The sequence below is a fragment of the Nostoc sp. TCL240-02 genome, assembly GCF_013343235.1.
In the GTDB taxonomy this organism is placed as follows: Bacteria; Cyanobacteriota; Cyanobacteriia; order Cyanobacteriales; family Nostocaceae; genus Nostoc.
Genome location: NZ_CP040094.1, coordinates 5,822,461 through 5,848,999, shown reverse-complemented (window position 1 = coordinate 5,848,999; position 26,539 = coordinate 5,822,461). Strand labels below are relative to the sequence as shown.

General features: G+C 41.6%; 22 protein-coding genes. 12 read left to right on the top strand and 10 right to left on the bottom strand.

The window, feature by feature from the left end:
* Positions 1 to 25: 25 nt before the first annotated feature.
* From FBB35_RS24915 to FBB35_RS24900, 4 genes are all read right to left on the bottom strand, one after another.
* Positions 26 to 508 (bottom strand): pentapeptide repeat-containing protein, encoded by a 483-nt coding sequence (locus tag FBB35_RS24915; protein ID WP_163935504.1) that lies wholly within the window; start codon positions 506 to 508, stop codon positions 26 to 28.
* 103 nt (positions 509 to 611) lie between these two features.
* On the bottom strand, positions 612 to 2,381 hold the full coding sequence (locus FBB35_RS24910) for an ABC transporter permease subunit (RefSeq protein ID WP_174711859.1): 1,770 nt from the start codon (positions 2,379 to 2,381) through the stop codon (positions 612 to 614).
* Between the two features lie 44 nt (positions 2,382 to 2,425).
* A complete protein-coding gene (locus FBB35_RS24905) occupies positions 2,426 to 3,376 on the bottom strand; it encodes an ABC transporter ATP-binding protein (protein ID WP_174711858.1) in 951 nt (316 codons plus the stop codon).
* 205 nt (positions 3,377 to 3,581) lie between these two features.
* Positions 3,582 to 4,436: a mechanosensitive ion channel family protein gene (locus FBB35_RS24900; RefSeq protein WP_174711857.1), complete on the bottom strand. Its 855-nt coding sequence runs from the start codon at positions 4,434 to 4,436 to the stop codon at positions 3,582 to 3,584.
* 598 nt (positions 4,437 to 5,034) lie between these two features.
* Here FBB35_RS24900 and FBB35_RS24895 point away from each other — a divergent pair.
* Positions 5,035 to 6,312 (top strand): APC family permease, encoded by a 1,278-nt coding sequence (locus tag FBB35_RS24895; RefSeq protein WP_174711856.1) that lies wholly within the window; start codon positions 5,035 to 5,037, stop codon positions 6,310 to 6,312.
* A 199-nt stretch (positions 6,313 to 6,511) separates the two neighbouring features.
* Here FBB35_RS24895 and FBB35_RS24890 read toward each other — a convergent pair whose 3' ends face one another.
* Positions 6,512 to 7,792 (bottom strand): cell wall metabolism sensor histidine kinase WalK, encoded by a 1,281-nt coding sequence (locus FBB35_RS24890; RefSeq protein ID WP_174711855.1) that lies wholly within the window; start codon positions 7,790 to 7,792, stop codon positions 6,512 to 6,514.
* Positions 7,793 to 7,878: 86 nt separating this feature from the next.
* Entirely contained in the window at positions 7,879 to 8,559 is a 681-nt protein-coding gene (rppA, locus tag FBB35_RS24885; protein WP_174711854.1) for a two-component system response regulator RppA, read from the bottom strand.
* A 150-nt stretch (positions 8,560 to 8,709) separates the two neighbouring features.
* Between rppA and FBB35_RS24880 the strand changes: the two genes are divergently transcribed.
* From FBB35_RS24880 to FBB35_RS24870, 3 genes are all read left to right on the top strand, one after another.
* Positions 8,710 to 9,096, top strand: coding sequence for a hypothetical protein (locus FBB35_RS24880; protein WP_174711853.1), 387 nt, complete (start codon positions 8,710 to 8,712; stop codon positions 9,094 to 9,096).
* A 166-nt stretch (positions 9,097 to 9,262) separates the two neighbouring features.
* On the top strand, positions 9,263 to 9,889 hold the full coding sequence (locus FBB35_RS24875; protein ID WP_174711852.1) for a DUF1003 domain-containing protein: 627 nt from the start codon (positions 9,263 to 9,265) through the stop codon (positions 9,887 to 9,889).
* A 112-nt stretch (positions 9,890 to 10,001) separates the two neighbouring features.
* Positions 10,002 to 11,480 (top strand): alpha-amylase, encoded by a 1,479-nt coding sequence (locus FBB35_RS24870; protein WP_174711851.1) that lies wholly within the window; start codon positions 10,002 to 10,004, stop codon positions 11,478 to 11,480.
* 401 nt (positions 11,481 to 11,881) lie between these two features.
* Here FBB35_RS24870 and FBB35_RS24865 read toward each other — a convergent pair whose 3' ends face one another.
* On the bottom strand, positions 11,882 to 12,367 hold the full coding sequence (locus FBB35_RS24865) for an SRPBCC domain-containing protein (protein ID WP_174711850.1): 486 nt from the start codon (positions 12,365 to 12,367) through the stop codon (positions 11,882 to 11,884).
* A 106-nt stretch (positions 12,368 to 12,473) separates the two neighbouring features.
* Positions 12,474 to 12,899 (bottom strand): universal stress protein, encoded by a 426-nt coding sequence (locus FBB35_RS24860; protein ID WP_174711849.1) that lies wholly within the window; start codon positions 12,897 to 12,899, stop codon positions 12,474 to 12,476.
* Between the two features lie 258 nt (positions 12,900 to 13,157).
* Between FBB35_RS24860 and FBB35_RS24855 the strand changes: the two genes are divergently transcribed.
* The 6 genes from FBB35_RS24855 (at position 13,158) to accD (ending at position 20,838) form a co-directional block, all read left to right on the top strand.
* Positions 13,158 to 13,700 carry a hypothetical protein gene (locus FBB35_RS24855; protein ID WP_174711848.1) on the top strand — a complete coding sequence of 181 codons (543 nt, stop codon included), beginning with the start codon at positions 13,158 to 13,160 and terminating at the stop codon, positions 13,698 to 13,700.
* A gap of 112 nt (positions 13,701 to 13,812) precedes the next feature.
* Positions 13,813 to 16,563, top strand: a complete 2,751-nt coding sequence (locus FBB35_RS24850) for an HAD-IC family P-type ATPase (protein ID WP_174711847.1) — start codon at positions 13,813 to 13,815, stop codon at positions 16,561 to 16,563.
* A gap of 137 nt (positions 16,564 to 16,700) precedes the next feature.
* On the top strand, positions 16,701 to 17,789 hold the full coding sequence (leuB, locus tag FBB35_RS24845) for a 3-isopropylmalate dehydrogenase (RefSeq protein WP_174711846.1): 1,089 nt from the start codon (positions 16,701 to 16,703) through the stop codon (positions 17,787 to 17,789).
* 90 nt (positions 17,790 to 17,879) lie between these two features.
* Entirely contained in the window at positions 17,880 to 18,140 is a 261-nt protein-coding gene (locus tag FBB35_RS24840) for a hypothetical protein (RefSeq protein WP_012409327.1), read from the top strand.
* Between the two features lie 176 nt (positions 18,141 to 18,316).
* Positions 18,317 to 19,207, top strand: coding sequence for an A24 family peptidase (locus FBB35_RS24835; RefSeq protein ID WP_174711845.1), 891 nt, complete (start codon positions 18,317 to 18,319; stop codon positions 19,205 to 19,207).
* Between the two features lie 680 nt (positions 19,208 to 19,887).
* Positions 19,888 to 20,838, top strand: a complete 951-nt coding sequence (accD, locus tag FBB35_RS24830; protein ID WP_174711844.1) for an acetyl-CoA carboxylase, carboxyltransferase subunit beta — start codon at positions 19,888 to 19,890, stop codon at positions 20,836 to 20,838.
* 106 nt (positions 20,839 to 20,944) lie between these two features.
* Here accD and FBB35_RS24825 read toward each other — a convergent pair whose 3' ends face one another.
* Positions 20,945 to 22,366 (bottom strand): MFS transporter, encoded by a 1,422-nt coding sequence (locus FBB35_RS24825; RefSeq protein ID WP_174711843.1) that lies wholly within the window; start codon positions 22,364 to 22,366, stop codon positions 20,945 to 20,947.
* Positions 22,367 to 22,566: 200 nt separating this feature from the next.
* On the opposite strand from FBB35_RS24825, the gene FBB35_RS24820 reads away from it, so the two are divergent.
* Both FBB35_RS24820 and FBB35_RS24815 read left to right on the top strand, forming a co-directional pair.
* Positions 22,567 to 23,787 (top strand): ABC transporter substrate-binding protein, encoded by a 1,221-nt coding sequence (locus FBB35_RS24820; RefSeq protein ID WP_174713759.1) that lies wholly within the window; start codon positions 22,567 to 22,569, stop codon positions 23,785 to 23,787.
* A 38-nt stretch (positions 23,788 to 23,825) separates the two neighbouring features.
* Entirely contained in the window at positions 23,826 to 24,035 is a 210-nt protein-coding gene (locus FBB35_RS24815; protein ID WP_174707969.1) for a hypothetical protein, read from the top strand.
* 42 nt (positions 24,036 to 24,077) lie between these two features.
* On the opposite strand, the gene FBB35_RS24810 is transcribed toward FBB35_RS24815, so the two are convergent.
* The gene (locus tag FBB35_RS24810) at positions 24,078 to 26,522 is read right to left on the bottom strand and encodes a 26S protease regulatory subunit (RefSeq protein ID WP_174711842.1); all 2,445 of its coding nucleotides are present in this window, start codon (positions 26,520 to 26,522) and stop codon (positions 24,078 to 24,080) included.
* Between the last annotated feature and the right edge of the window lie 17 nt (positions 26,523 to 26,539).

Here is a 26,539-nt window from a genome sequence, read left to right as displayed (position 1 = left end):
TTTTTGTGTTTCAATTAACGTCTTTTCAAGAGTTAAATCTAGCCCCACGCAGTTGTAAATCTTGACGTTGTAGCAGAGTTAAACCAGTACCTAGACCCAGGTGACACTTATCTACTAGAGTCTCTAACCAAATAGTCTCATCCAAAGTTGCACCTCGCAAATCTGCATTTCTCAAATCGGCTTTCATTAAATTTGCAAATAAGAGGTCTGCATTGACTAAACTGCTACCTTGCAGATTTGCTCCAGACAAATTTCCTCGGATGAAGTTTACATCATCTAAAATTAAGCCAGATAAATCTGCTCCTATTAGATTTGGAAATTTTAGCTGACTTGGATATTTAAAAAACCGCATCATACAGATGATATTTGCTTCATTTAGGCGGATTTTAGTTAAAAACTCATAACGAGCAATTCCCAGTTGCTTAAGAATTTGTAGACGCTGTAGGGGACTTTGTTCTAAAAACTGGATGGCTGTATGGCGTAGGTCTTGAGTCGGCAGATTTAGCATGATTGTCAGGTTATTACTATACTTGTGCTAATTAAAAGTTTAACCTTAATACAAGAACCCCGACTTCTCACAGAAATCGGGGTTCTCATGTATAAAGGCTTACCTAGCGTCCTGCTAACAATGCTTTCGTAGCAGATTCACCTGCTAATCTCACCTGCTTTGTCAACTGGAAATTTAACAATGCTAAAACACTCAACTGAGCCAGGAATGCCATAAAAATTGTTGTCACCCCAGAATATTGGAGCGCTGACCAAGGAAAGGGTGAAAACAGCCATACAGTAGGATGTTTCCACGAGGAGATACCAAGAAATTCTAAAATCATCGGTGGTAAGAACGTTACCGTACCTATAGTACCTATTGCCCAGAAAGAACGTTTGGGAGTTTTTAGCAAAAGTATCAATTGGGCAATGGTAGCATAAATCATGATTATGCTGATAGATAAAGCTACAGCTGAAAGTGATTTTAAGCTGTTAAAATCGTCACCTGCCCCATTTTGGCTATAGTCTGTATCGAAAACAGATGTAATTGAAATCCAGACTAGCAAAGGGATAGTAACAATTGCCAGATTAATAGCGATCGCCACAAGTGCAGGGCTTTTTTCAGCCCAGATTAGATCCCGCCAAACACTCTTGCGGCTAGAAACTTCTTGATGTCGATATCTTGCCCAATCTTGTACATCTTGACGATGAGGGGAAATAATGGCAATCAAACTGAAAAGTAACCCCAAGTTGTATATTGCCAGAAAAACTAAATTTTGCCCAACCTGTTCATAAAAGTTGGAATTATTGTTCCAAGATTGTAAGGTAAAGCCCCACATCACTACCTGACAAAAAGCTACTAATACATAACTTTGTCCCTTGCTAATAATTGAGGCTTGAGGATTACGGAAGGAACGTTTCAGAGCTTGTAAGATTCCGTAACTGCACACTCCCAAATTTAATACATGAAAACCAACAATACTAATAAAATTTGTCCCTAATGGTAAATAGAAAAACTCTAGGTTTTTCAGTTGAGAACCATTGTATATACGTAACAAGTTAGGAAACAGATAATTTATTGTATCCCAAGGAGCGAAAAGCCTTATCCAAGCAGTTGAATTATTTAAAATGTTGCTAGAAGACGATGATGCAAACCCCATTACTGTGAATAAAAAAAGCAATACTGCACCACTACCTAACCAAGGCTGAAAACCGCTAAACAAACGACTAATTAAACCAAATAGCAATGCGGCACTGTAGAAGAAAATACAGCTAGCGGCAAGAATAGCGTAGTAACTCAAAATGTAACTAAAGGCAATTTCGGCAGAACGTCCAGCCAACAGATGTAAAGGAACTGCAACTAAGATGACGAGATAAACTAAACTCGGAACTCCTAGTAATTTACCAGTTAATATACTAGTTTCTGATTGAGGGCTAAGACGGATGAAGTTCAATGTACCGCGACTTTCTTCTTTGGCTAAATCGTTGATTAATAAATAAGTTCCTGCAACTAATAGTGTAAATACAAAAATTACACTCAACGTCAGGAATATATATTCCCAGTGATCTCGCCACCACAACTGCCAATCAATTTGATTTTGGGGACAAATATTCTTTGCGAGTAAATCATTGAGCCCAGGAATTTGATATTGATCTGATTGCTGGTAAGTCTGGTTTTGTTGCCGTTGATATACTTGACTTAAACGACAATATGTGTTTGTTAGCGAGTATTGATCGTCAGGAAACTCGCGTAATTGATATAAAAAAACTACCAGTTGTAGAAGTAAAGACGTAGCAACTGCGATCGCCACATTAAAAAATTTTAGCCTTCCTTTGAGTTCCCGCAATAGTTGCGGATTCCAATCGCCGATTTTGTCTATAAAATTGGGCATCATAAGAAAAAATTCTCCAAAAATGGGGAGTTATATTTGTTGGCAAATTAAGATGCTTGTTTGTGACCTAATTTTAAGAAAATAGTTTCTAAGTCTTCTTGGGTACAGTGAAAATCAGTCAGAGGAATACCTGCTTTGATGAGCGATCGCAACAACTCGGCACTATCTTCTTCTTTACCCGAAAAATTCACCCGCACGCTGTTTTTTCCTGATATCACCTCCCACTCTTCTACTAAATGATGATGTTTCAATTCCTTTAAAAGTGTCTCCAGGTTCCCCAGAGTGGATATCACAATTTGCTGGTGCGAAAGACGTTGGTAAAGTTGCTGTAGGGAAGTACTTTCTACCAAGAAGCCAAGTTCCATAATTCCCACAGATGTACACAATTCCGCTAAATCACTGAGAACATGGGAAGAAATGATTACAGTCATCCCAGCTTCTTGCAAAGCCTTGATGATTTCGCGGAAGTGCATTCTGGCGATGGGATCAAGCCCAGAAACAGGCTCATCTAGTAGTAGTAAAATTGGTTCGTGGATAATGGTTCGCGCTAAACTTAAGCGCTGTTTCATCCCCCGTGACAGAGTAGAAATCTGGCTGTTACGTTTATTTCCAAGTTGGATGAGTTCTAAAACTTCATGTAGACGTTGAGTGCGACGTGGTTCTCTTAAACGATAGAGACGCGCAAAATAATCTAGGTAATCCCAGACTGTCAAATCTTCATATAGTGGGTAGTCATCGGGTAAGTAGCCTAGACGACGCTTCAGTTTGGGATTACTCTTGTCACGGAGTAGGCGATCGCCATTAATATAAATCTCACCCGTAGTTGGTTCTTCAGCAGTTGCCAACATGCGGATGAGAGTTGTTTTACCTGCGCCATTGGGCCCAATCAGTCCATATACTTCCCCCGCCTGGATTTCTAAATCCACATCATTGACAGCAACGTGCCTGTCAAATTGCTTAGTTAGTCCACGGGTGCAAATTGCTAATTCTTTTACCATCGCTGCTGGGGTGCGGCTTGTGATTAACAGCTAACGTAACCTTCTTCTATGGCTTTTGTCAGGCTGGTTTCAGAAATTGAAACTGAATCTAAGAAAATTGGCTACATAAAAAAGTAGTTAAGGTGTATGCCTTAACTACTTATTAATTCTTATTTTGCTATTTAAGAAATCTTTGCAAATGAAATCTTGACTTTTTGCCCTAGTCTCAAGTTATTTCCGATAGTGGTGGGATGATGTTATTAATTTCATGAGCAGATGAACCACTAACTGCATAACGGTATTCGGGAATGGGGTATCCGGCTTCGCTAAAGGTTTCACGGATAGCTTTATTAGTGTCGAAATAAACCTGCCAGTAATGGTCATTATTGCAATAAGGACGTACAGCTAGTACAGGCCCTGCAAAGTTGAAATCCTGAATTTCTACATCTGGTGCTGGATTTTGGAGGACATTAGGAATTTGGCTAATTTTCGCTTTTAAAAGTGCGATCGCTTCGTTATGTTTCACTTCATGATGGAGTTGAGCCACCAGATCAACGCGACGGTAAGGATTGGCAGAATAATTCTGGATATTGTCAGCAAAGATTTTATTATTGGCAACAATTGTCAATACGTTATCAGGTGTATTGATACTAGTTGTGAACAGCCCAAGTTCTGTTACAGTACCTGTGACACCTCCAGCTGTGATGAAATCACCAACTTTGAAAGGTCGGAAAATAATTAAAAATGCTCCGGCTGCAAAGTTTGCTAGTAGTCCCCCCCATGCTGCACCAATTGCAATGCCAACTGCTGCTAACAATGCGGCAAAGGAAGTTGTTTCAACCCCAAAGAAGCCGAGAATTGCCACAATTAGAACAATTTTCAGCGTAATACCAATGATATTCAGAAGATAGTTAATGAGTGTCGGGTCAATTTGTTGGCTTCGGAAAGCACGTCGTACTAGCTTCAATCCAAAATCGATCAAGCGTTGAGCAATTAGCCACAGAGCGATCGCACCTAAAATTTTCAGCCCAAACAGAGTTAGAAGTTGACTAGCAACCAAGCTAATTTGTTTTAAATCCATGATTTTTTGTCTGTCAGTTATTAAACACAATAAACATACAATAAATTAAATAAAAATTTCCTATAGATACTTTTTTTTAATTTTTGGTGTGCTATGTGGCAAACAACAAAGTTTTCTCGGAGAATGTCTCAACAATTTTGGGCGAATATAAATGTTTTATTGTGGCGTAGATATCTTGCCAGCCCTAAAACTTCAAGGAACAGATGATACTTTGCTCCACAAGACGAACAAAATCATGCTGCAAATATCCACTTTTCGACCTGCTGCTATTTTTTTCGCTCCTCAATTCGAGCAAAGATTTCATTAGATACTGAGATTTCCCAAAATCTGATCCTGTCTGGTGTAGAGTCTTCACTCTCGATCTCAAGTCGCTGTATAAATCGCGCCATACCAAAAGTCTAAATTCCTTATTCAACGCTTCTATAGACCTTCTTATGCTGGTGAAGTATAGCTAGACTTTATATATAAACCCTTTCAACCTTGAAGATGTTGCCTTATTTGATCGAGAACCGCTATATTTCCAACCGCTTAATCTCAGCTTGATTATATGCGTGCTGGTCAACGATTATAAGACTATCTATTCCTAAAGAGGTTACAGGTGTCAAGCAAAAAAATCGGTTTTTGGTCTGTGTGGGCGTTGGGTGTAGGAGGCATTGTCGGTGGACTTTTCCCAGCGCTGGGAGTTGTAATTCAAATAGCTCATACAGGCGCACCATTAGCATTTGCGATCGCAGGGACAATAGCTTTGATAACTACTTATGCTTATGCAAAACTTTCGGTAGCTCATCCATGTCGAGGCGGGACAGTAACCTTCTTAAACCAGGCTTTTGGTTCAGGGCTGTTTAGTGGGACACTGAATCTTCTACTATGGTTTAGCTATGTGGTCATGCTTTCCTTTTACTTGCAGGCTTTTGGTAGTTATGGAGTTAGCCTGTTTACAGAGTCTACTCAACCTATTTGGAAGCATTTACTGATTAGCTTGGCAATTTTAGGGACAACTGGATTAAATCTACTAACTGCCAATCATGTTGGTAAATCTCAAATCTGGATTGTCAGCTTCAAACTGGGGATTTTGATCCTGTTCATTACTATGGGAAGTAGTCATATCGACATTTCCCGTCTAGAACCAGTCTCAGTATTGTCGCTACAGTCAATTTTCGCAGGAGCAATGGTAATCTTCTTGTCTTACGAAGGCTTTGAGCTAATCGCCAATGCAGCAGAGGATCTTGTCAATCCCAAGCGTACTTTGCCACGAGTTTATTACTCTGTAATCGGGTTTGTTATTGTGCTTTACGTTTTAATAGCACTGGTTACATTGGGAGCAGAACCAATAGAACAAATTTTGGCAGCAAAAGACTATGCTTTGGCTGAAGTTGCCAAACCAATTATGGGGCAATTTGGATCTGTTTTGATTACTATTGCTGCTCTTTTCTCAACTATCTCGGCTAGTAACGCAACACTCTACGGTTCAGCTCGTTTTAGCTCTATTATTGCTCAATCTAGGGGGTTTGACTCTGGCAGCCAAATAAATGGCATAGATCAATCTTCAATTGGCTTATCTATTACTAGTGGTATTACTCTAATAATCGCCAATTTTTTTGATATAAGTCGGATCTCTACAATGGGTAGTGCTGGGTTTCTGTTGATATTTGCTGCGGTTAATTTAGCTAATGCTCGTATGTATCGTTATACAAAAAGCAAGCAGTGGATTTCACTTTTAGGTGCTGGAATATGTTTAGTAGCACTAGGAATGTTAATTTGGTTCGCTTTGCAAACAGATCCACAAACCGTTTGGGTTTTAGTGTTTATGCTAGGAGTAGCTATAGGCATTGAAGTAATTTATTATCTGTCAAACAAGCGACAGCTACACCTTTGAAGAAACTTTGCTCAATAGAATAGACCTCTTGCAAAAATCCTTGAATCACCTTTAAGGGGGGCAAAAACCTCTCAAAGTCCCCCAATTTATCGGGAGATTTAGGGGGATCTGAAATGTTTTTCTAGCAACGAGAGGACTGTTCAAACATTCTCTAACAGTGCCTTATTTGGCGAGTCGTTACACATCTGTTAAAGGTGATTTAGGAATGGCTCATAAGCGGTAATTTTATCTGGAATGTCGAGCCTTTACCCTCATTGCTCATCACATGAATGTGGCCGCCGTGAGCCTGGACAATTTGTTGAGCGATCGCCAATCCTAATCCAAATCCGCCACTTTCTCTTGTACGTTCTGTGTCAACCCGATAAAAGCGATCAAAAATGTAAGGTAAATCTGCCTCTGGAATTCCAATTCCAGTATCAATGACCTGAATTACTGCCCGATCCGGGTGAGGTTCTAAGCGTAACCAGACAGTTCCACCAGACGGAGTGTAATTGCAGGCGTTGTTGAGCAAGTTTTCGATTGCTTGTCGGAGTAAATCGGGGTCAGCCCACAACTCAATGGGTTGTTCTGGCAAATGGCTAATGAACTTGAGCGATGCTTTTGCCGCAATAGTAGTGTAATGAACAACTAAATTCTCCAACAAGCCATTAAGATTTACCCTTTTGAGTGATTCTGGAGTTAATTGTCCTTGATGCCGAGCTAATAACAATAAGTTATTGACCAAGGTACTCATCAACTTAGCGCTATCGATGATGTTCTCCATTGAAGGATGGATTTGGGGATGGTTTGCGGCCATTAGTAACCCAACTTGGGCATTGGTCAAAATTGCAGAAAGGGGCGATCGCAACTCATGAGAAGCATCTGATGTAAAGCGTTGTAGTTGATTATATGCTTGCTGAACAGGCTTCATAGCTATGCCACCGAGTACCCAGCCTGTAAGTCCAATCAACCCTAGTGCTATAGGTACAGCTAGCGTCAACATGAACAGAAATTGTCTGAGATCGTTTTGAGTTTCTGTAAGTGGGATAGCAACTTGCAGATAGCCGATAACCGAATTTCCTCCTTGAACAGGCAGAGTGAGTTGGCGCAGCCAAAACACTTTGTTTGTAAAGGGGTCAACAGACTTAATCGTAAGAAATCCAAATAATGTTTTTAACTGTTCTGGAGGTGGAGTCCCAAAAAACCGCTTGAGTTTGCCATTCGGGTTATACCAGCGAACATAGACTAGTTCAATATCAGCAGGGTGAGAACCACTACCCAATAGCGGTATATTGCTCAGATCGACTTGTTTTTGTCCTTGATACAGCCGATATTGTGAACTGGCTGCCATTAGCTCTGCTCTTTTATAAAGCAGTTGATCTAATGCTTTGAGCTTGTCTTTCACCTCAAGATTATAAATGACTCCAGCAAAAAGAATGAGAATGCACCCCATTGAAAGGGTAAACCAACGAGCTAAGTTACGACGACTGCGGTTAAACACAACTGATGCTAATTCGTAATTACAAGACTTGTCGTTGAACTACACTACTGCCTATTGCCTATTCTCCGTCTCAGGTGTTTTAAATCTCAAGTTGGTTCTGGTGGGTTGAGACGATAGCCCATACCATAGACAGTTTCAATCCAATCGGCTGCTGCTAATGTTTGCAAACGTTGGCGAAGTTTACGAACTATAACGGTGATTGCATTGCTTTCTGGCTCACTACCCCACTCCCATACGGCTTGCTCAATTTGGTTGCGAGTCAGGACTTGGCGGGGATGACGCATGAAATACTCTAGCAATTGAAATTCTTGGCTGGAAAGGGATACAGTCGCCCCTTGGCGCTCCAAAATTAGTGTATCGAGGTGAAGTTCGAGGTCTGCCAAGCGGAGGGTGTCTCCTTGCCAGAGAGGCGATCGCCTCCTCAATGCCCGCACCCGTGCCATGAACTCTATAATATCAATTGGTTTGACTAGGTAATCATCTGCTCCCGCATCTAAGCCGATGACTTTATCTGGTGTGGTATCTTTTGCCGTGATCATTAACACAGGAGCTGTTTTTCCCGCCGCCCGATACTGTTGACACAAACTCACTCCACTAATCCGAGGTAACATCCAATCCAAAATCAGCAGGTCATATTCTTTTTCAGCTAAAAGCCATTGGGCGGTTTCACCATCCTTGACACCATCAACGCTGTGTCCAGCCTGAGAGAGAACCATTTGTAGTGGCATTAATTGCTTTGGATCATCCTCTACCAGTAAGATTTTCATCACCTATATACACTTATATACATTTGTGCTTGTTTAGAATAAAGCATTGAAGCAATCTCAACGTCTTTCATCAGTCACATTTGAGAGGATTGTCTATCCCATTCAGATATAGATCGAGTGTGACCTAGCAAAATCAGAAGTAGGTGTAGTGTGTGGCGTATTAGTAAACGTTGGCTGCAAGGGCTGGGATTAGAGTTTTGGTTGCCTCTACCACTGGTAGCGGTTGCGTTTTGGCTTGGCTGTAGTTTCCTAGCTGCCCAAGAGTTAAGCCGACCCAATTCCACGGAAAATAAACTTCAGTCAGATACCCAACTCGAAGCCCGGATATCAGTCAATGTGTTGCTCATTAATGCCGCAGTCAACCGAATTAAGAGAATTACTCAGGTTGAAGTAGAAACAGCAGATCCGATCCTGAAGCGATTGGAATTAGAACTTCCAACGATAGAATTCAACCAAATAGAAGCGACAATTGCCCAAGAATTAGGTCTACCCCGTCAGGATGTTAGAAAGTTAGTACGCTATGAATTTGTGGAATAACATTGACAGTATTTTAGGCTAAGTAAGTGGGCGGAAATAAATCTAACTATATTATGAAACGTAAACAGGCTTCAAACTCTCACCAACGACCAATACTTTTCCCATTTGCCGACAGCATCAGAAGACAAGCAATAATCGAGTAAAATTCAGATTCAGGAGTTGCTGCATGAGGTACAACGCAGATGATACAGCCAACAAACACTTCAGTTCAGGTGCTAACGAACTCAAAGATAAAGCTTCTCGAAATCAAGTGATCGTGGCTCCATTACCAGACCCGATTACAAAAAATATTGAAGCGATTATTTCACTTCATACCCAGGAAGTTCGAGATATTCCCGCCCACCAACGCATACTAGAAGCGATCGCTACATTCTTTGGGCGATCGACATTTCTGTATAGTTTGCTACTTATACTAGCTTTGTGGATTTTTGGCAGTTTTTTTCAGCGCCTTTTACCATTCAATCTACCCGCGTTTAGCTGGTCAAATCAAGGCTTAGACGCTGCTGCATTGGTAATTTCAACTGGAGTATTAGTGCGACAAACTCGCCAAGAAAACTTTGCCGAACAGAGGGCGCAACTGATGCTACAGCTTAACCTGCTCTCCGAGCAAAAAATTGCCAAGATTATTGCTCTATTAGAAGAACTCCGTACCGATTTGCCTGATGTGCTAAATCGGCATGATTCGGAAGCTCAATTGATGCAAGAACCGGCTGACCCAATCGCGGTATTAGAAGCACTCCAGAAAAATTTGGCTCAAGAACTATCATCTACAGAAGAAAACAATATGAGTTGATCGCAGTTTTTTAGTAGACTTTTTTGTATTTAGAAACATCAAACAAAACTTCAAGTATAATTTTTGTGTCGGCAATAACAATTCATCGTAATACTTGACTAGAGGGATACACATGGCTCAATTGAATGGTGTAATGATGCAGTACTTCCATTGGTATATCCCTCCAGATGGCAATCTTTGGAATGAGTTTAAAGAGAAAGTCAAAGAGTTAGCTGATGCAGGTGTTACATCTGTTTGGTTACCCCCAGCTTACAAAGGAACAGGGGGTGGCTTCGATGTCGGCTATGGGGTCTACGATATGTACGATCTAGGCGAGTTTGACCAGAAAGGCTCGGTTCGAACAAAGTACGGCACAAAAGACGAGTATATCGCTGCTGTCAAGGCGGCAAAAGATGCTGGCATTCGAGTATATGCGGATGTTGTTCTCAACCACAAGTTAGGTGCAGACGAAGCTGAAGAGGTGGAAGCAACTCCCTACAATCCAGACAATCGCCACGAGCCAATCGGTGAGATGCAAACAATAAAAGTGTGGACTCACTTTACCTTCCCAGGTCGCAAGGGCAAATACTCCGATATGGAATGGCACTGGTGGCACTTCGACGCGGTTGATTACAATGTTTACAACGAAGGAGAGAATGCAGTTTACCTGTTTAAAGATAAACAATTTGACGAACAGGTTGACCTAGAAAAAGGCGCTTTCGACTATCTCATGGGATGCGATCTGGATATGGAAAGTCCAGAAGTTCGCGACGAGTTGAATCGCTGGGGTGAGTGGTTTGTAGAAACCACTAATATAGATGGCTTTCGTTTTGATGCCGTTAAACACGTTAGAGCTGGCTTTTTCCCAGAGTGGCTGCAACACTGTCGCCAAAAAGCAGGTCGCGATCTTTTTGCCGTCGGTGAGTATTGGTCTTATGAAGTTGAAGCGCTGCACCATTTCATTAGCGTCACCGGTGGCGATGTGTTGCTGTTTGATGCGCCATTGCACTATAACTTTAGCGCTGCCAGCAAACAAGGCAATGAGTACGATATGCGGCAGATATTTGATAACACCTTGGTGCAACAGCAACCTGCTTTAGCCGTCACCTTAGTAGAGAATCATGATTCTCAACCCTTGCAGTCGTTGGAGTCTGTAGTAGAAAGCTGGTTTAAACCGTTGGCTTATGCGTTGATTCTACTGCGAAGTGATGGTTATCCCTGTATCTTCTATGCTGATTACTATGGTGCTCATTACAAAGATAAGGGCCCAGATGGCAATGAGTATGAGATTTGGCTCGATAGTCATCAATGGATAATTGATAAATTTTTGCACGCCCGTCAAACCTATGGTTATGGCGACCAATACGATTATTTCGATCACGCGAATACAATCGGCTGGACACGCTTAGGAGACGAAGAACATCCTGGCGGGATGGCGGTTGTTTTGAGTAATGGAGAAGAGGGGACTAAGTGGATGGAAGTTGGGCAACCCAACAGCACTTACATTGACATCACTGAACATTTCAGCGAACCCATCACAACAAATGATGAGGGCTGGGCTGATTTTCGATGCAATGCTGGTTCTGTTTCTGTGTGGGTTCCACAGTCATAGTACGGGTTTTAGTAGCATTCATGCAGAAAGTTAGGCGCTTGACAAACTTTGCCTAAAAGAGAACTTAGGTAGTACCAAGCGCACTAGCTTATATGCTTGAGAACATAAAAGAGTTTAAAAAAATTAATTAATAACCAAAATTATTTGATACCAAATTATTGTGAAGCTACATAAGACTTTAAAAAGCTAGTACTTCACCAACCCAAAAATGCTGGGTGGAGGTCGGCAGGGGAGCAGGGGAGTAGGGGAGAGTTCAAATACCAAGTTCTTTCCCCTGTGCCCCTCTGCCCATCCTTCCCCTCAAGCTTGTAAGAAATGCGGGTTAGGAATAGTAGATCCGATAGGATTAGTAGAAATAATTAATGAGTGAATATATAGTTGAGAAAAGTTATAAAAGCTAACTATATAAACTTTCTGACCTCCTGTTTCTCATCTTCAATACGTTCCGCTTTGGTTTTCAATGTTTGGTTCATGGCTTCAAACCCTTGGCGAACGTCGATATTTAATCGACGAGCCAGCAGAGGTACTAGTAAGCCGTGGAAAGATTCTTGTTGAATGAACAAAACGCGTAGGCGTAGCCCGTCGTAGACATCGCTTGCTAACGGCTCAATGATAAAGCTGTGTTCACTGTCAAACAACCCTGGTATAAAAAAGTGTCCTAACCAGCGCAATTTGCGATTAGGTTCTACCGTAATTACCGTAGGGCGAAAGGTTATAATATTTTTACCCGGAGGCTGAAAGTGAACAGTTAGCTGTGCCCCTTCACTCAGCGACCCACTAATTTGACGAATAAACAAATTCCAATGTGGAAAACTGGCAAAATCAGTGAGTAGATTCCAGACTTGCTCATCTGATGCCTGAATTTCGATTTCAGTGTATATTTTCATGGGTGTGAGTTGAGAGGAAAACCAGAATTAAAGCGGTTATTCCTGCTAACAAGAACCCGATGTATTGTCCAACTCATATTCAGTCTGCAAAGTGTCTGTGAGGGAACTACTGACCTTGAACTACCAGAACGGAACATGGAGCGTGATGAACGACGTGATTGCTCACACTTCCTGCTAAGAGTTCGGCAAATCCCTTAAGTCCTCTGCGACCAAGCACAATTAAATCTGCTCCCCAACTCTGGGCTAAATCACAGATGTTAGTTCCAGGATTGCCTGTGTGAGAACTAAATTCTGCTAGAACACCGTGTTTTTTCGCTTTCTGATAGTAGAACCGCAGTAAACCCTGTGCCTGTTCTGTTTCTATTTCTAAATCTACTAAGTTCACAGTGAGTTGACTAGAAGTTGCTAGCTCAATACTGTGACCAATCATTAACTGAGCAGCGTCTTTTTGGGCTAACTCCAGCGCTTTTGCAAATACTGTTGCAGTTGCAGGTGAATTATCGACCGCCACCAAAATTTTCTTAAAGCTCATACACATCTCCAATAATCAATTACTTCATTCATTCCTGTTATCTTTTAGCTTGAGGGATAAATGTGATTCAAAAGTGAAAGGTGAGTAGGATAAATGATTTATTCACTTTTCATTCACATTTATCGGTAATCCTGAAATAGAAGCAGATAAGCGTAACTAATACGGCTCACAATCAAACTCGAAAAATCTAGCTTTTTACTATTTATATATTAATGAATTTTCGTTTTTAAATTATTTATTTTTATAGGAGATATTGTAATGAATTTCCATCCAATTAAAAATGCAATAGGCATCATTTCTACCCGTGAAGCTATAACACAGGTGCTTGATGAACTCAGAGCAATTGACTTTCCTATGCAGAAAATTTCTGTGCTTACTTTAGACTTTGAACACGAAAAGTTGTACGAGGATGCTAATGCGGTTAAACATACCATGACTCCGATAGAAGGTGCTAAAGCAGGCGCAATTACAGGAGGAACAGCTGGGGGCTTCCTAGCACTCACAGCCGGACTTGGCGTATTAGTGATTCCCGGTTTTGGGCCGGCATTAGCGGTTGAATCTGTGCTGGGTACGCTGCTAGCAGGTGGAACGAGTGCGATTTTTGGCAGTGTGTATGGTGCATTTCAAGGTTGGTTTGCTCCTGAAAGGCAAGTTAGACTCTGTAAGCCAACTACCTTACAAGAAGAATTTTTGGTGAAGGTAGAGGGAACAGCAGACGAAATATGGCAAGCAGAATCGATTCTCCGTTACTGGGGTGTGCGAGAGTGGCATATTTATGAACTTAAGAAAAGATTCTCGTAATAACACCAATTTGAAAAATAAAAGGTACAGATTCAAACAGATAAATCTAGATTAAATCTGATGAGTCTTAATTACGAATTAGTTTAAATATTACTTCAATTTGGAGACAGATATGACAGCAGATACGATCGCTACAAATACTTTTGCTGATTCCACAAAAGATTTACTCAACTATGAATGGCATACTCTGGCGGAACAGCAGATTTTACAAATGTTAGCCAGCCATCCAGAGGCAGGTTTGACTCATAAAGAAGCTACCACACGGCATCAAGAGATGGGTGCAAATCAACTAACTACTAAAGATGGCAAAAGTCCTTGGCTAAAATTTTTAGAGCAATTTAATCAACCACTACTATATATTTTGCTGACGGCAGGAGTAGTAACGCTGCTATTGCAAGATTGGATAGATGCTGGAGTAATTTTTGGTGTCACCCTGATTAATGTCATCATTGGCTACATTCAAGAATCGAAAGCAGAAGGCGCGATCGCAGCTCTATCTAAAGCTGTGACTACCGAAGCAACTGTGATTCGTGATGGTCAAAAAAACCGTCTGGCTTCGATAGAACTTGTTCTGGGTGATTTGGTACTGCTAGCATCTGGGGATAAAGTACCTGCGGATCTGCGGCTATTAAGTGTGCGTGGGTTACAAGTTGACGAGTCTGGTTTAACAGGCGAATCTGTTCCGGTGGAGAAAGCAACTCCATCGCTGGCTATCGAAACACCATTAGCCGAACGCAACAATATGGTGTATGCAGGAAGTTTCGTCACTTTTGGACAAGCAGAAGGGATTGTAGTCGCGATCGCAGATGCCACCGAAACCGGTCGAATCTCGCAGTTAATTGAAAGCAGTACAAATCTGAAAACACCACTGACGCGAAATATTGACAAGTTTAGCAAAACCTTGTTGTATGTCATCTTAGGTTTGGCTGCCCTGACATTTGCAGTTGGATTAGGACAGGGCGAATCTTGGATTGATGTTTTCAAAGCAGCTGTGGCTTTGGTAGTCAGCGCGGTTCCCGAAGGATTACCTGTAATTGTCACAGTCACGTTAGCGATCGGGGTTTCCCGAATGGCACGACGGAACGCGATTATTCGCAAGTTACCCGCAGTGGAAACATTGGGAAGTACAACTATTATTTGCTCTGACAAAACTGGCACGTTGACCGAAAATCAGATGACGGTTCAAAATGTTTATGCAGGTGGGCAACACTACACCGTTAGCGGTATTGGTTATGCCCCAGAGGGTGAAATCCTCATGAATCAGCAGCCTGTTGATTTCAATGAAAATGGACATATTGCTGTTTGGGAATCTTTGGAAGCAGGATTGCTGTGCAATGATTCTCACATCGAATGGCGAGACGGACAGTGGAATTTAATCGGAACCCCAACCGAGAGAGCATTGATTACGGCTGCTAATAAAGTGGGATTGACGCAAGAGAATCTAGAGCAAGAATTACCCAGAATCGACACTATTCCCTTTGAATCCCAATTTCAATACATGGCAACTCTGCATGAATTGGATGCAAAGCGATCGCTCAATGTGATTTATCTCAAAGGTTCTGTAGAGGCAATTCTCCAACGATGCGATCGCATGTTCGATGCTCAAGGACAACAGGCTGCGCTCAATCCTGCCGTAGTGGAACAGGAAGTTGCTGGCATGGCAAACCAAGGATTACGAGTCCTAGCTTTTGCTAGAAAAGAAGTTGCGGCTAAACACTCTTTTAATCGCGATGATCTCGATCGAGGACTGGTGTTTTTGGGACTTCAAGGCATAATCGATCCGCCCCGTCAGGAAGCGATCGCTGCTGTGGGTGCCTGTCAATCTGCTGGGATTCAGGTGAAGATGATCACTGGGGATCATGCGCTAACGGCAGCCGCGATCGCTCGCCAAATGGGAATTTGCTCGACTGAAGAACAGGTCTTCACGGGACAGCAATTAACTCAGATGGATGAAAAAGAATTCGCCCAAGCGGCCGAGCAAGGCATGGTATTTGCGCGAGTTGCTCCAGAACAAAAGTTGCATCTGGTGAAAGCATTGCAACTCAAGGGCGAAATTGTTGCCATGACTGGAGATGGTGTCAACGATGCTCCCGCTCTCAAACAGGCAGATATTGGTGTAGCGATGGGCATAGCCGGGGCAGAGGTTGCCAAAGAATCGGCGGATATGCTTTTAACTGACGATAACTTCGCCTCAATTGAAGCTGCTGTGGAAGAAGGGCGCGGGGTTTACCGCAACTTGCGAAAAGCGATCGCCTTCTTGCTGCCGATCAACGTCGGAGAATCGATGACGATTTTAATTGCCATTCTCCTGTCTACTGCACTTCCCATCTTACCAATCCAAATTCTCTGGCTGAACATGGTCAGTTCAGTAGGGTTGATTGCTCCTTTAGCCTTTGAGCCAAAATCTGGACAAGTGATGCAGCAACCACCACGCAACCCTAGAGAAAAGCTTTTATCAGGTAGTTTACTCCAGCGCATCTTAGCGATTTCCGTCTTCAATTGGCTAGTAATTTTTGGGGTATTTCAATCGATACTTCAAACTACAGACAATCAAGCCTTAGCTCGCACGATGGCGATTAATGGGTTGGTGGCAGCAGAAATCTTTTACCTATTAAGCATTACCCAGCTTTTACCATCTCTAGTTGCCAAAATCCAAGGTAAACGCACACGCATAGCCTATGCACCTGCGATCGGAATCGTGGCTGTAGTGATTTTACAATGTCTATTCAGTCAGTGGAGCATGATGAATCAAATATTTAACACCACACCTTTGACATTTATCCAAGCTCTCATTTGTATGGGTGTAGGTTTGCCAGTAGTATTCATAGCTCTGATCTTGCAGCGTTTCGATCCGCTCAATTAGGAGGACTCCTAATAGTAGTTTCAGACAACGCCAGATGATTACGTTAGAGCCGCGCCCAAATCAATTAAAAACTCCATCGGTACATTTTGCTAGGTATGATATTTAATCTGTAAGCATTTACCTAGTAATAATCAGCTATGACCCAGAACTACCGCATTACTCTACTCCCCGGCGATGGCATTGGCCCTGAAATTATGGCAGTGGCGGTAGATGTGCTGAAAGTCGTAGGGAAGCAATTCGATCTAAAGTTTGAATTCCAAGAAGCCCTTATCGGTGGTGCAGCAATTGACGCTACAGGGGAACCCTTACCATCTGCCACTTTAGAGGCTTGCCGTAATAGTGATGCTGTATTACTTGCTGCAATTGGTGGTTATAAGTGGGATTCCCTGCCATCTAATTTACGCCCAGAAGCAGGTTTGTTAGGGCTTCGTGCAGGTTTGGGATTATTTGCCAATTTGCGCCCAGCGAAAATATTGCCCCAGCTAATCGATGCCTCGACTTTGAAACGCGAAATTGTCGAAGGCGTGGATATTATGGTGGTGCGTGAACTCACTGGCGGGATTTACTTTGGTAAACCTAAAGGGATTTTTGCCACAGAAACGGGTGAAAAACGCGGTGTAAATACAATGGTTTACACAGAATCGGAAATTGAACGCATTGGGCGGGTGGCTTTTGAGGCGGCAAAAAAACGCGGTGGTAAACTTTGTTCGGTGGATAAAGCGAACGTATTAGAAGTATCTCAGTTGTGGCGCGATCGCATCACCCAACTTAGTACGGAATATCCAGATATCGAACTTTCTCATTTATATGTAGACAATGCTGCTATGCAGTTAGTACGCGCTCCCAAGCAGTTCGACACCATTGTTACAGGCAATCTGTTTGGTGATATTCTTTCTGATGCTGCTGCCATGCTCACGGGTAGTATTGGGATGTTACCTTCCGCTAGTTTAGGCGCTTCTGGGCCTGGTGTGTTTGAACCAGTTCATGGTTCCGCCCCAGATATTGCCGGACAGGATAAGGCAAATCCTCTAGCACAGGTTTTGAGTGCGGCGATGATGCTACGTTACGCCTTAGATCAACCAAAAGCGGCAGATCGTATCGAACAAGCTGTATTCCAAGTTTTAGAGCAAGGCGATCGCACTGGGGATATAATTTCTCCAGGAAAAAACCTGCTTGGTTGCCGCGCTATGGGAGACTCACTCATTAAGGCTCTTGAACAAAAATAATTTTAAAGTGCAACCTGGGCAATTTGGCAACCTTTGCTATAAGTTTCGGGTAGACTAAAGGGAAATCTAGCAATCAAATAACAGTCGATAGTGTACGCATTACGACAGAATCCAGTAAATTTCACCGCCCCAAAGAACCAATCCCCTTTGATTGATCCTGCTGTAATCAGAGCTGCTGGGCAGATATACTATACTCACTGTGAAGTTCATCCCGAAATCGCTGGGCAACCTTCCGGTGTAGCAATCAATCGTGTTAATCATCGAGGTAAGGTTATTTTTACTAACCAACCAGTTCTTTTACCTCAAGAGTGTTTTGTACCCTTAAGTCAAATTGAATCACACATCTATTAGTCATTAGTTATTAGTTATTAGTCACTTGTACTAGAGCGTTCGCATAGCGTCTCGTAGAGAAGCTGTTGGCGTAGCCTCTCGTAGAGAGTTATTAGTTATTGACAAAGGACAAATGACAAAGGACAAATGACAAAGGACAAATGACACAGGACTAATGACAAAGGACTAATGACTGTATGGACATTTTGTTCGCTATTCCAGCGAGTGTAATGGTCTTTGCTTTAGGTGCATCTATTGGCAGTTTTCTCAACGTTATTGTTTATCGGCTACCTGCTGGGTTGTCAATTCTTTGGCCGCCTTCTCGTTGTCCTAAATGCTTAAACCAGCTAAAAGCTTACGACAATGTACCAGTATTTGGCTGGATTTCATTAAGAGGGCGGTGTCGATATTGCAAAAGCAAAATTTCTGTCCGTTATCCCGTGGTAGAAGGGGTGACGGGCATAATTTTTTTAGCGGTTTTTTTAGTATTTCAAGTTTCGACTTTCACAATAGGCTATTGGGCTTTTTGTAGTTGGTTATTGGCACTATCGCTGATTGACCTGGATACAATGACCTTACCTAATCCACTTACTCAGTCTGGTTTAGTGGCAGGAATTTTATTCCAAATGGTAGTTGGTTATCTATCAGAAGGAAGTTCTGTCGCATTGGTAAATCACCTTATGATGGCCATAGTAGGTGCAGTCTTGGGCTTATGGCTATTTGATGCGATCGCCCTATTGGGTTCAATTGCCTTTGGGAAAACTGCAATGGGCGCAGGTGATGCCAAGTTAGCAGCTATGATGGGAACCTGGTTAGGCTGGAAATATTTGCTTTTAGCTAGTTTTATTGCCTGTGCGCTGGGAGCCTTAATTGGCAGTGGTGTTATTATGCATAAACGGATACTCCTAGGTCGAAGCAAGCTACGCGCAGCGTCTGGTAGAGAAGCCGCTAATGAAGAGACATCGACACACAGGTTAGGACAAAAAATGCCTTTTGGCCCTTTTCTCGCTTTAGGATCTCTGATTACCCTGTTTAGCGGCGAAGCAATTTTGTCTACCTACCTGCGGTTATTTTTTCCAGCGTCTTGAATTGCAGTCGCGAATATGGAGAGAAGGGGGATAAGGGGAGTAACCCATATCGAATGCCCTTTCATAAGAAAAATTTATAATTCGTGACTGTAACCAACATTACCCCATCGCCCCTTCATGTTTTGATAATATTCTGCTTGTGACTTGTATTACCCTCTTGACGACGATTAATCGTTAGCAAGCACAACTTATGCAACAGATGCTGATTGTTCATAACCTAGCAATACGAATCATTGATTTGGGTGGGAGAGGGAGAGCATCTTATTTGGAGGTTGGTATTCTCATCGCTTTGTCAGTACGTCAATATAATTAAGTCTGCTGAAAAAAAGAGCAAGAGACTTGTATTGGTATAAGTATTTTCGTTAAGCTGGCAACCAAAGATGATAATTAAGGTCTGAATTGCTTAAAAGCGTAGTTTGACGATGTGGTAATTAGTGAGCCAGTACGGTCTTCTCCCAAAGGGAGAGGCTAGCGCCTTCGCAAAGCGTCTCGTAGAGAAGGGGGTTTCCCTCATGAGTAACTGGCGTTAGCAAAGCGGTAGCGACGCAGGAGCGTCACCCGTTTGCGTTAGCGTCTCTAAAAGAGAAGGGTCATTAGTAAAAAAATCACTCATGACTAAAAACAACCCAATACGATTTGACATGTTTTCGACCTCATACCCACTTAAAATAAAATAAAAAATGGCTAACAACGAAGAATCGCGTGGTTTAAAGTCTCTATTTGATTGGTTTGCAAATCGGCGGAAATCAGGATCTACCAACCTTGAACGCCAAGAACGTGAAATTGCTGATGGATTGTGGCACAAATGCTCCAAGTGTGGCGTATTGGCATACACAAAAGACCTGAAAGCCAATCAAATGGTTTGTATCGAATGTGGTCATCATAATCGTGTAGATAGCGATGAGCGCATTCGTCAATTGATAGATAACAATACCTGGAAACCTCTAGACGAGCATTTGCGTCCAACCGATCCGCTAGAATTTCGCGATCGCAAACTCTACAGCGATCGCCTACGAGAAACACAAGATAAAATTGGCTTAATAGACGCAGTTAACACTGGTTTAGGTCAAATCAATGGTTTGCCCATTGCCCTTGGGGTTATGGACTTCCGTTTTATGGGTGGTAGTATGGGTTCGGTTGTGGGAGAAAAACTCACCCGGATGATTGAGCAAGCCACTCAACGGCGGTATCCTGTAGTGATTATCTGCACCTCCGGCGGCGCGAGAATGCAAGAAGGAATGCTTTCCCTAATGCAGATGGCGAAAATCTCCGCAGCCCTACAGCGTCATAAAGACGCACGACTATTATATATTCCCGTTTTGACCAATCCCACAACGGGCGGCGTTACCGCAAGTTTTGCAATGTTGGGCGATATCATTTTGGCAGAACCCAAGGCAACCATTGGTTTTGCTGGTCGGCGAGTGATTGAGCAAACCCTACGAGAAAAACTCCCCGAAAATTTTCAGACTGCTGAAGATTTGCTCCAGCATGGTTTTGTTGATGATATCGTACCCCGTACTCAATTAAAGACCACCCTAGCCCAGCTGATTGCCCTACACCAGCCTGTACTAACACCACCTCACATGGTTTTGTGGGAAACAATGTCCTTAACTTCTACCGCCGCAGAATAGAATATGGGGAATGGGGAACTTGTACTGAGCGCAGTCGAAGTATGGGGAATAGGGCATTGGTTATTAATTCTTCTCCCCTGCTCCCCTGCCCCCTGCCCTCTGCCCCTCATCCTCTCTCCGGCTCTTTGACAAAAACGAGTGGAACAAGTGCTGCTAGTCGAAATAGACTAGAGAGGGCAAACAACCCTAGCAAGCCTCCAAACTGAGCAAATTGGACGATGAAGCTGCCTATAGTTGCGCCTAAAGCACCACTCCCTCCAGCAACGGCAGCTGCGATCGCAAAATAGATAGACTGATTTTTAATTGGTGCGATCGCCAATTGTATATTATTACTACACAAATCAATCGCCGCCCAAGTACCTCCAGCCAAGATATGTAACAGAGGTAGCCACAACCAAATGTCAAGGCGATTAGCACCAATCCCTAGCCATAGTAGTGGTGTAGCTGCAACCAAAATGCCAATACAGATGAGGATGGGACGATTGCCTATCTTATCTGCTAATTTTCCCCACAAAATAAGCATTAGCAAAGTCGCCCCCGCCTGAAGGCTATTGTAGATAGTCACGTAACTGACATCTAAATCCAGCGTGTCCAGCATATAAAGGTTGAAAAAAGGAGCGCTGAGGTTAACAGCAAGATTCCAGAAGCTGAAATACATCAGAAATCTCAAAAAATTTGAGTTTTTCCAAACACTGTTAGCTAATTGGTTTTGTGGTAAATGAATTGATTGAGCGACTTCAGAAGATTCATCTTTTGTAACCTCTGGCTGAATCTCACTTGTTTGAGTTGAATTTTCATAATAAGTGTTTTGCGATTGCGGATTCATATCCACTTGGAAATACTGACACCCCAATCCCGCAATTCCAAGCACAATGCTTATCAGCAGAACCACTCCATAGCCTTGCAGAGTTCCACCATACCAATGTGATACAGCCAAACCAGCCATTGGTACGCAAACCAAATTGGTGAGGTTTGCAGCACTATTGCGTGTCCCAAAATACCTGCCTCGCAATCGCCGGGGAACTATCATTGCAACCCAACTTAGCCACGATGCGGTTCCTAGTCCTCCCAAAAGATTGCTGAATAGGACAATCAAGAGTGTCAATATTACTAATTGGTGAGTATTGATTGCTCCCAAACTTACGCCTACAATACCGATTACTAGAGCCAGCCATAACAACCGACCAATTCCGTGTGTCCGAAGAGAATATTGAAATCGGCTGGTGCTACGTTCAGACAAGTAAGCACCCAACGGCTGAATCAGATTGACCAACATGGGGATAGAGCAAAGCATCCCAAATACTACTGGACTAGCACCCAATTCCACCAAGAAATTGCTGAGTAAAATTCCGCCAGTTCCAAGAGAGTAAACCGCCGCTAAGACAGAATCCGCAGTGGAAGCTTTTAAACTTGTGCGAATCGCATCCTTGGGAATTCGAGAGGTTGGAGAAAGTACTGTTGGTGGTAAGGAAATCTGGGGAATTTCCAGAGTCAGTGGCGCAGTTGTTTCAACCTGAACAAAATCCATAATGTATGTTTATGAGTAAAGCATCCTGAGATAAATCCGGTTGTCGAAGAACTCAGTATGCTTTTATTAGCATTTTTAATAAGTTTTCGTTATTCTAGCTTGCAATTTTCAACAAAAATTTTAGATAAGTAAATATCACTCCTTAGTAACAGAAGGTACAAGTGATCAAACAAAGATTGTTTAATTTTTTGGGATTGGTAATGGCGATCGCGATCGCTATTATTGCTTGTCAAAATCTACAATTACCAAGCAAACCCTTAGCATCTAACGCAGTTAGTATCAAACTTAGTGGCTGGGGAGGTTCTCCTGTTGAGCAAAAACTCTTGAGACAGGTATTGCAAGAGTTTGAGATACAACATCCAACTATTAAGGTCAAATATGAGGTAATTTCCGACCAATACATGGATGTAATCAAAACTCGTTTAGTTGGGGAAGCAGCACCAGATGTCTTTTATCTCGATGCACTAGAAGCTCCTTTCTTGATGAGTCAAAATGTCCTAGAGCCATTAGAAAGTTACATTACCCCGAAATTTGAATTAACGGATTTTGAAGATACCCTACTCGATAGTTTCAAATATCAGAATCATATTTATGGTCTTCCTAAAGACTATTCCACCCTTGCCCTGTTTTATAACAAAAAAGCATTCGCCGCCGCAGGATTAAGTAATCCACCGACTACTTGGGATGAATTACGTAACTACTCGAAACAATTGACAGGGAAACTTAACAAATACGGCTTTGGGGAAATTCCCGAATTGGCGCGTCAGGCTTACAAAATTAAAGCCTTTGGTGGGCAACTCATCGATCAAAATGGTTATGCTACCTTTGCCAGTGAGGCAGGTTTACAGGGTTTAGAGTTAGTAGTAGACCAGTATCAAAAAGACCGTTCCTCTGCCCAAAAATCTGATGTAGGGACAAACTCAGGTAGTGAAATGTTTGGTCAGAGTAAAGTGGCAATGGTGATTGAGGGTAATTGGGCAATTCCTTACTTAACTGAAACCTTTCCCCAAGTAGAGTTTGGTACTGCACCAGTGCCTACGATTAATGGCAAAAAAGGCACGATGGTTTTTACGGTTGCCTACGTGATGAATAATCTTGCACAGCACAAAGCTGAAGCCTGGGAGTTGATTTCTTATCTCACGGGTAAAGAAGGAATGCAAAAGTGGACAGGAACAGGGTTTGCTTTGCCAACACGTAAATCAGTGGCAAAGAATTTGGGTTATGACCAAGACGTACTGCGATCGCCATTAGTGGCGGGAGTGGATTATGCTACACCGTGGCAGGTGGGGAAATATCCAGGTGCGATCGTGAATAACTTTGAGAACCAATTTGTCAGCGCCTTGTTGGGGCAACAACCATTAAAGCAGGCGATGGTACGGGCAGAGAATGAAGCTAATCAGCAAATAAAAGCGATGGAGTAATTACGTATACTTATTTAAAAAGTAAAAATATTAACTCCGTGAGTACAATTTCTGCCATTGAAGACTTTATTTCATTCCGTGGTCATCAGGTATTGTATTGCATCGTTAAGCCAGACAAAGAAGATTCTGGAAAGCTACCGTTACTGTGTCTTCATGGAGGCCCAGGAGTACCCCACGATTACTTAGAACCATTAGAAGTGATGTCTACGATGGTCACTGAGCGCAGCCGTTCGCGCAGCGTCTCGTAGAGAAGTGCGGGCTACGCCTACGCCATTTTTATTGAGCTATTGCTAATACAAAGCCCATTCTAATTTCAGAGTTTCTAGCTTAGGATTCTTCACACTCATTCTTTTACACTCTTCCATAAATTCCTTGACTTGTTCTTGGTTAAGACTTAAACCACCATCTTGTAGATTATTAATGTAAGTAATCACATCTGAAGTTGTTAAAGCTGAACTTATTTCTTCTAGAAGAATAGCATTTCTAACTTCCCGACAAACTAACTCGATATCTGATGACGTAAACTTCATACTTTTCTCTGCCAGAATTTCAAAGTTAACTAACTGATTCATATCAATTTTTGACAGGTAATGTATGAATAACTCTATTCTTTCTGTTTGAGATGGTGGAAAGATAGGAATCTTCCAATCCAATCTACCAGAACGTTTCAAAGCACTATCTATACCACTCAAATAATTAGTAGCAGCTATCACAATCACGTCACTATTTTGAAGATTATTTAGTTCGATGAGTAATTGATTAATAGTTGCTTTTTGGTCTGTGTGGGCGTTGTCTTCATTACGATTAAACCCAATACTGTCTAACTCATCAATAAATAAAACGGAAGGAGCTTTTTTCTTAGCTTGAGCAAAGATATCTCGAATATTTTTTTGACTTTGACCTATCCAAACACTGACAATATCAGCAGGAGAGAATTTAAAGAAATATCTGCCAGACTCATTAGCAAAGGCATTTGCCAGTAGAGTTTTACCACATCCAGGTAATCCATAGAAAAGAATTCCACCAATTGAACCCTTATGTCCCTTAGATTGCAACTTGAGGAGTTTATTTAATTTGTCTTTTTCTTCGTTTAGTCCTTTTACTTGGCTAAAGTCAAGCTTGAATTCTTTAACGCGGTTAGTGACTGGATATGCTTGTAACAAACTAGGTTTTTTAACCCCATACTCAAAAGATGGATATTCAATAGAATCAAATGATACTGGGACTAATTGGTGTTTTTCATAATCAGGAGCCATGATTACAACCTGGAAGCGATCGCCATAATATCCAGATAACTTATATTCTAATATTTCCTTAGCTTTTTTGAGTTGGTAATAGTTGCGGGCAATCTCAAAACCGGGAATTACCAACCAAAGACTTTCTAGCTTATTTGGCCATACTTTTGATTTTCTCAAAACTCTTTTAAGGGGATCTAAAAAGAGATTATTATCCTGAAATTCTTGGTATTTGAGAGTTTCTATCTCAACTACTACCTGATTTTTTACATAGACTTCTATAATTTCACTTTGATACTCTTCATCTTCATCTGATGTATCTTCATCAGGTGTTTCCTCATCCCTAGAAGTCAACTCAACTTCACAGCCAATATTAGACAATTCATATCCTAGACTTTCTAAACTTTTAATAGCAAAATACTTGAGATAGATATATTCTTTGCTTTCTTGCTGCCACTTCAGGCTGTAAAAATGTTCGGGCTTTATCTTCAATAATAGCTGTGATTCAGCCTGTATTTGAGCTTTTTGCAAATCTACAAAATAATCTCGCAAAGATGCGTCATCTTCCTCTATTTGATAATATGGAAGTTCTAAAAGTAGACGAAAATGGGCATATACTTCTTCTTTATGCTCAAGAGAAGCTTCATTTGGGTATTTACACCTGAGAGTAAAAGTAAAAGGAATTTTACTGGCAACTCTATCTACCAAGTATCCTAAAGCATCTTCTTGCTGATGAGCTTGGATTTCTAATACTGATGGACAATGAAATAAAATAAAAAACTGTTCATAATTATATTTATTCGCAGATAAAGATATCTGTTCAAACTGCTGATCGAATTTTTCCGAATCCAGCAATTCTAAACCAGTATTACCAAGTATAATACTGGTCATAGTTGAGCGATAAAACTGAAAAATACTAGCATCAGAGATAGGATTTTCTTGTTCATCTTCACAATCTTTTTCTTCTGAGACAATAGTTGTAGGAATTTTCCTATTACCAGCTTTAGGTATAGTATTATAACCGCTATATTGATACTTTCTAATTAATTCATAATTAAATATTTTGACAACAATATCAGAAAAGAAGTCTTCTATTTGGGGAATTAAAAAAATACCTACTGGCTGATGAGAATCTAAACACGCTTGGAATCGTTCATATTCTTGCTCAGAGCCAAAATCAAACAAGTAGTAGAAAAAATCATGTTTAACTGAAATTGCCTCTTGTAGTTTAACTGAAATTGATTCAGATACTTTATTTATTGCTTCTACACCTTTAATAGAAATAGCAATTTTTGTATCTAGCGGAATATACAAATCCAAGCAAGGATTTGCACAAAGTCCCAATTCACCAAGAGCAGTATTAAAAGCATCTATAAATGATTGACTTCTACGCTGGTAGCCAAACTGTTCTATGATAGTTTTTACCCGTAGGCTTTTTTGAGTTTTTCCAGTTCTCTGGAGTTCACTTTTAATCGAACGTAAGTAGGTTATATATGACATTTTGTATCCTCTTGCTT